General features: G+C 72.1%; 7 protein-coding genes. 5 read left to right on the top strand and 2 right to left on the bottom strand.

Annotation, left to right across the window (positions count from 1 at the left end; genetic code table 11):
- From E1283_RS30060 to E1283_RS30050, 3 genes are all read left to right on the top strand, one after another.
- Positions 1-1,211 (top strand): extracellular solute-binding protein (locus tag E1283_RS30060; RefSeq protein WP_132821327.1); only part of this gene is annotated, 1,211 nt, incomplete at its 5' end.
- Positions 1,201-2,190 carry a carbohydrate ABC transporter permease gene (locus E1283_RS30055; RefSeq protein WP_132821326.1) on the top strand — a complete coding sequence of 330 codons (990 nt, stop codon included), beginning with the start codon at positions 1,201-1,203 and terminating at the stop codon, positions 2,188-2,190. The genes E1283_RS30060 and E1283_RS30055, both read left to right, overlap by 11 nt.
- Complete coding sequence (locus E1283_RS30050; RefSeq protein ID WP_132821325.1) at positions 2,187-3,011, top strand: carbohydrate ABC transporter permease; 825 nt, start codon at positions 2,187-2,189, stop codon at positions 3,009-3,011. The genes E1283_RS30055 and E1283_RS30050 overlap by 4 nt, the downstream gene beginning before the upstream one ends.
- Before the next feature lie 21 nt (positions 3,012-3,032).
- Here E1283_RS30050 and E1283_RS30045 read toward each other — a convergent pair whose 3' ends face one another.
- Both E1283_RS30045 and E1283_RS30040 read right to left on the bottom strand, forming a co-directional pair.
- Positions 3,033-4,169: a serpin family protein gene (locus tag E1283_RS30045; protein WP_132821324.1), complete on the bottom strand. Its 1,137-nt coding sequence runs from the start codon at positions 4,167-4,169 to the stop codon at positions 3,033-3,035.
- A gap of 9 nt (positions 4,170-4,178) precedes the next feature.
- Positions 4,179-4,559, bottom strand: coding sequence for a VOC family protein (locus E1283_RS30040; RefSeq protein WP_132821323.1), 381 nt, complete (start codon positions 4,557-4,559; stop codon positions 4,179-4,181).
- 23 nt (positions 4,560-4,582) lie between these two features.
- On the opposite strand from E1283_RS30040, the gene E1283_RS30035 reads away from it, so the two are divergent.
- Together E1283_RS30035 and E1283_RS30030 are read left to right on the top strand one after the other, a co-directional pair.
- Positions 4,583-4,924, top strand: a complete 342-nt coding sequence (locus E1283_RS30035; protein ID WP_132821322.1) for a chorismate mutase — start codon at positions 4,583-4,585, stop codon at positions 4,922-4,924.
- A 71-nt stretch (positions 4,925-4,995) separates the two neighbouring features.
- On the top strand, positions 4,996-6,082 hold a 1,087-nt coding region (locus tag E1283_RS30030; RefSeq protein ID WP_243745204.1), incomplete at its 3' end, for a M1 family metallopeptidase.

Raw genomic sequence — 6,082 nt, 5'->3', positions numbered from 1 at the left:
GGGACGACGAGGGGGACGGGTCGGGCGAGGGCACGACCGTCGAGCTGTGGATCATGGAGGGAACGAACCCGGACGCGGATCCCTATGTCGCGGATCTCCAGGCCGCGTTCGAGGAGCAGACCGGCGCCCGGCTCGACGTGCAGTTCATCCAGTGGGCCGACGCCCACGACCGGATCACCACCGCCATGGCCGGCGGTGAACTGCCCGACGTGGCGGAGATCGGCAGCACCTGGGCGCCCGAGTTCGGCGCGGCCGGGGCGCTCAGCGACATCGCGGGCCAGATCGAGGAGAGCGGGCTCGCCGACGACCTGGTGCCCGCCCTCGAGGAGGCGGCCACGGTGGACGGTGCCGTCTACGGCATGCCGTGGTACGCCGGTACCAGGTCGCTGATGTACCGGGCCGACGTCTTCGCCGAGCACGACCTGCAACCGCCCACCACCTGGGAGGAGTTGCGGGAGGTGGCGATTCAGCTCAGGGAGCTGGAGCCGGACATGATCCCGTTCCCCGTCATCGGCGGCGGCGAGTACAGCGTGGACGCGTTCATCTGGGGCGCCGGCGGCGAGATAGCCGAGCAGGGCTCCGACGGGCGGTGGGCCTCCACCATCAACTCGCCCGAGGCCGTCGAGGGCATCGAGTTCTACACCTCGCTCGCCACCGAGGACGACCTGTCGGTGGCCGCCGCCAGCACCTGGCTGGAGACCGACCAGCTGGAGAGCTTCCAGAACGGCGAGGCCGCCATGGTCATCAACGGCAACTGGACCGTCAACACCCTGATCGCCGACGACGCCTCCTGGGCCGACCGGATCGGCGTCGTGCCGCTCCCCGGTCAGGAGAGCGGCTTCAGCCCGTCGTTCGTCGGCGGCTCGCTGCTCGGCGACTTCAGCAGCGACGAGCCCGAACTCGCCTGGCAGCTCATCCAGTTGATGACCACCGGCGACCTCGCCACCCAGTGGGCCGACGCGTCGGGCTACTTCCCGGGGCAGCAGTCCCTGTTGGAGGCCGTGCAGCAGGAACAGGACCCGCTGGTCGCGCCGTTCGCCCAGCAGATGGGCGAGGCCGGGGCCAGCGTGCCCGTGACCGAGGCGTACGGCGCCATCCAGGGCGAGCAGCTCATCCCGCAGATGCTCCAGTCGATCCTCTCCGGTGACAAGAGCGTTCAGCAAGCGGCCGACGACGCCGCGGCGGCCATGGATCAGACCTTTGGCGGCTGAGCTCACCAGGAAGGACCCCGAGCGGGCGCCGGCCCCGGCCGGCGCCCCCGCGGGCCCGCGCGCCGCCGCGGCCAGGCGTGCGGCCCGGTTGCGCGCCCTCCGCCCCTGGCTGCTCCTCGCGCCCGCCCTCGCGGTCCTGGCCGTCCTGCTGTTCTGGCCGCTGGTGCGGGTGCTGCTGCTCTCGTTCCAGGACTACGGCCTCCGGCAGATCAACACCGGTGAGAGCAACTACATCGGCCTCGGCAACTACCGCGAGATCCTGGGCGACTCGTTCCTCTGGCGGACGGTGCTGCCCAACACCGTGCTGTTCGCCGTGGTCTGCGTGCTGGCCACCGTGGTCGTCGGCACGCTCGTCGCGCTGCTCCTGCAACGCCTCGGCCGCGTCTGGCGGATCATCTGCTCCAGCGTGGTCATGATGGCCTGGGCCATGCCGGCCGTCACCGGCACCTACGTCTGGGTCTGGATCTTCGACCCGCTCAACGGCGTCGTCAGCGGCGGCCTCGACGGCCTGGGCGCGATCGAGCCCCGGGAGACCAACTGGTTCACGGACCGTTGGTCCTTCTACGCCATCGCCGCGCTCAACGTCGTCCACCACGGCTTCCCCTTCGTGGCCATCACCGTCTACGCGGCGCTGCTCACCATCCCGAGGGAGCTGCCGGAGGCCGCCCTGATGGACGGCGCCAACGCCTGGCAGCGGTTCTGGAACGTCACCGTCCCCACCATCAGGCCCGTCTTCCTCGTGGTCACCATCCTGTCGACCATCTGGGACTTCAAGGTCTTCGCCCAGATCTACCTGATGCCGGGCGGCGCCGGTTCCAACCCGGAGGTGCTGAACCTCGGCGTCTGGTCCTACATCCAGTCCTTCAGCCGCAACCAGTACGGCATGGGCTCCGCCATCGCGGTGCTGCTGACGCTGCTGCTGCTGGGCATCACCGTGGCCTACGTCAGGGCGCTGTCCAACGAGAGGGACCACCTGTGAACCGCACCTCGACGGCCGGGCGGCTCTGGCTCGGCGTGGCCGTCGCCGCGCTGCTCTGCTTCACGTTGTTCCCCGTCTACTGGATGGTCTCCTCGGCCTTCGATCCCGGCGCCGACCACCGTGGATCCGCCGTCCTGCCCTCCGGGTTCACCCTCGACCACTTCCGCTACGTCTTCGACACGGGGGAGTTCGGCCAGTACCTCGTCAACTCCGCGCTCGTCGGGGTCGGGACCGTGCTGCTCTCCGGGGCGCTCGCGCTGTTCGCCGCCATCGCCGTCGCCCGCTTCCAGTTCCGGCTGCGCACCAAGGTCCTGGTGATGATCCTGGTCGTGCAGATGGTGCCGCTGGAAGCGCTGGTGATCCCGCTCTTCCTCCAGATGCGCAGCCTGGAACTCCTCAACAGCCTCCTCGGGCTGACCATCGTCTACCTGGCGTTCTCGCTGCCGTTCGCCATCTGGACGCTGCGGGGCTTCGTCGCCACCGTCCCGAAGGAGGTCGAGGAGGCCGCCTACCTGGACGGCTGCGGCTGGTGGCGGATGTTCTCCAGCGTGCTGCTGCCGCTCGTCGCCCCGGGACTCGTCGCCACCAGCATCTTCGCGTTCATCGTCGCCTGGAACGAGTTCGTCTTCGCGTTCGTCTTCATGCAGGACGACAGCAAGTACACGGCGGCGGTCGGGCTGCACCGCTTCTTCGGCCAGTACAGCACCGACTGGGGCGCCGTCATGGCCGGCTCCACCCTGATCACCCTGCCGGTGCTGGTGTTCTTCGTCCTCGTGCAGCGCCGCCTCGCCGGCGGCCTGGCCGCCGGCGCCATCCGCTGACCTGGCCGCCCGCCGGGCCGCTCACGCGCCGGCCGGCGCGGTCGCCTGCCAGGCCGTGAACAGCGGCACCGATCCTTCGCCGTCCAACACGACGACGCCGAACGGGCGGTCGAACGCCAGCTCGTGGACCCGTGCCGGGCGTGGCGCGGCGCCCGCCGCCATCGGCACGACGGTCACGGCCGCCGCCCGCACGCCCTCCTCGGCCAGCGCCACCACGCACTCCTGGGCGACCTCGCCGACGCTCAGCGGCTCGGGCGAGAGCGCCGAGAAGTCGGCGAGCTCCGACGTCGCGAGCCGCACCCCGAGGGCCGACAGGTGCGGAAGCACCGCCAGCCGGGACCGCAGCGTCAGCCGCGGCAGCAGCACCCGCACCCGGTCGGCCACCACCCCGGCGCGCGCCCCCGGCGCGGCCCACGCCGCCGGCAGCACCGACGCGGCCGGCGCGCCGGGCGCGCCCAGCACGCAGCGCACCACGGCGGGCCGGCCCTCGCCGGCCCCCACCGCGCAGCGCAACTGCGCCACGTCGACCGGCCCGCCGTCGCCGGCCACCCGCCAGGCGTCCGCCGGCGAGAGGAACGTCCGCATGGTCGGCACCTCGTGCCGCTGCCCGCCGGCGTCGGTGAACGGCGCGGGGCGCGTCGCGGCCGGCGCGAACGGCGACTCCCAACGGGCCCTGAACGCCAGCACGTTCACCAGCACCAGCAGCACGTCGGGCGACAACGTCACCGGCAGCCGCTCGACCATCCCGCCGCTGGCCGCCCGCACCCAGCGGTCGAGCTCCGCCGCGGCCTCGGGGCCGAGCTGCCCGAAACCGATGTCGGGCAACGACTCGCGGTACGCGCGGTAGAGCGGCGTCCTGGCCCAGACGCCGGTCACCGCCGACAGCGCGTCGCAACGCCCGAGCCGCCGCGCCACCGCCGTGGCGGCCGCCGCCGCGTCCTGGCCCGCCACCCCCAGCAGGCCGCGCAGTTCCGCCGCCGTCGCACCCGCCGCGCCGCCCGCGACGGCGGTCAGCGCCAGCCAGAGTCCGGCCGGCGAGCACGCGAAGTCCCCGCCGGCCCGCCGCGTCCCCTCGTCGGCCGCGACCCGCGCCAACCAGCGCCCGGCCAGCCGGCGTATCGCCTCGTCGTGCGGCGCCGCCGTCCCCACCTCCACCATGGCCCGCGCTCACCCCTGCCCGTAGCAGAGGCAGAAGGGCTTCCCCGCCGGGTCCGCGTAGACCCGGAACCCGCTCCGTTCCCCGCCGCTGTCGTGCAGCAGCGTGGCGCCGAGCGCCAGCACGCGCTCCTGCGCCGCCGCCATGTCCTCGATCCCCGGCACGTCGAAGTCGAGGTGGAACTGCTGCGGGTGCTCGGGGTCGGGCCAACGCGGCGGCCGGTACTCGCCGTACACCCGCTGGAAGGCGAACCTGGCGCCCGCCGGCGGCGCCAGCCAGACCCAGTCCGGATCCGAGTCGTCCACCTCACCACCCAGGATCTCCCGGTAGAAGCCCGCCAGGGCCGCCGGCTCCGGACAGTCGATCACCGTGCACTGCAGAGTCGCGATCATGTTCGCAGCATAGGCTTCGCGGTATGAACAGCAGCAGCACCGAGCTCGACGAGAGCGTTCGCGCGGAGCTGTCCGCGCTGCGCGACAGCATCGACAACATCGACGCCGCCGTGGTCCACATGCTCGCCGAACGCTTCAAGTGCACCCAGCGCGTCGGCCGGCTCAAGGCCGACCACAGCCTTCCCGCCGCCGACCCGGCCCGCGAGGCCCGACAGATCGCCAGGCTCCGCGAACTCGCCGAGAACGCCAAGCTCGACCCGGCCTTCGCGGAGAAGCTGCTCACCTTCGTGATCGCCGAGGTCATCAGGCACCACGAGACCATCGCCAGGGGCGCTGCGGACGACCACGACCCCGAGCCCACCTGACCGGCCGGAACGGCCCGGACCGCGGGCAAAAGCGACTGCGTCGCCACCTGCGTTGCGGCAGCATGACCCCCATGGCGACACCCACCGGGACCACCTCCCTCACCCGCATCGAAGCCGACACGCGTGCGGCGCTGCTCGACGTCCACCACTACACGGTCGATCTCGACTTCGGCCTCGCCGCCGACGGCGCCGACACCTTCCCCTCGACCACCCGGATCCGGTTCACCGCGCGCCGGCCGGGCGACACCTTCGTCGAACTGCGGCCCACCACCCTCCGCGAGGCCACCCTCGACGGGCGCCCGCTCGACCCCGCCACCCTCGTCGCCGGGCGGCTCCCGCTGCGCGCCCTCACCGCCGGCGAGCACGAACTGCTCGTCCACGCCGACATGCCCTACTCCCGCACCGGCGAGGGCGTCCACCGCTTCACCGACCCGGAGGACGGCCTCACCTACCTCTACAGCATGTGCTGCATGACCGAGGGCCCCCTCGTCTTCGCCGCCTTCGACCAGCCCGACCTCAAGGCCGCCTTCGACCTCACCGTCACCGCGCCCGTCGGCTGGACCGTGCTCGGCAACGGCATCGCCACCGAGGAGAACCCCGGGCGCTGGCGCTGCGCCACCACCCCGCCGATCTCCACCTACTTCATGGCCGTCGCCGCCGGCCCCTACCACTCGGTCCGCACCGAGCACGCCGGCCTGCCCTTCGGCATCCACACCCGGCGCTCCCTCGCCGCGCACCTCGACAAGGACGCCGAGGAGATCCTCGACATCACCCGCCGCTGCTTCGACCGCTACCACGAACTCTTCGACGAGCCCTACCCGTTCGACTCCTACGACCAGGCGTTCGTCCCCGAGTTCAACGCCGGCGCCATGGAGAACCCCGGCCTCGTCACCCTCCGCGACGAGTACGTGTTCCGCTCCGCCGTCACCGACACCCAGCGCGAGGTGCGCGGCGTCGTCATCGCCCACGAGATGGCCCACATGTGGTTCGGCGACCTCGTCACCCTCCGCTGGTGGGACGACACCTGGCTCAACGAGTCGTTCGCCGAGTTCATGGGCTACCAGGTCCTCACCGACGCCACCGACTTCCGGCCCTGGACCGAGTTCGCCATCAGCCGCAAGTCCTGGGGCTACGACGCCGACCAGCGCCCCTCCACCC

The organism is Streptomyces hainanensis, from assembly GCF_004348415.1.
Taxonomy (GTDB): Bacteria; Actinomycetota; Actinomycetes; order Streptomycetales; family Streptomycetaceae; genus Streptomyces; species Streptomyces hainanensis.
This window is presented reverse-complemented; position numbering and strand designations above follow the sequence as displayed.

Excerpts from the sequence above, each read along its gene's own strand:
- E1283_RS30045 (WP_132821324.1), bottom strand. The coding sequence starts at position 4,169 with ATGGTGGAGGTGGGGACGGCGGCGCCGCACGACGAGGCGATACGCCGG.
- E1283_RS30040 (WP_132821323.1), bottom strand. The coding sequence starts at position 4,559 with ATGATCGCGACTCTGCAGTGCACGGTGATCGACTGTCCGGAGCCGGCG.
- E1283_RS30035 (WP_132821322.1), top strand. The coding sequence starts at position 4,583 with ATGAACAGCAGCAGCACCGAGCTCGACGAGAGCGTTCGCGCGGAGCTG.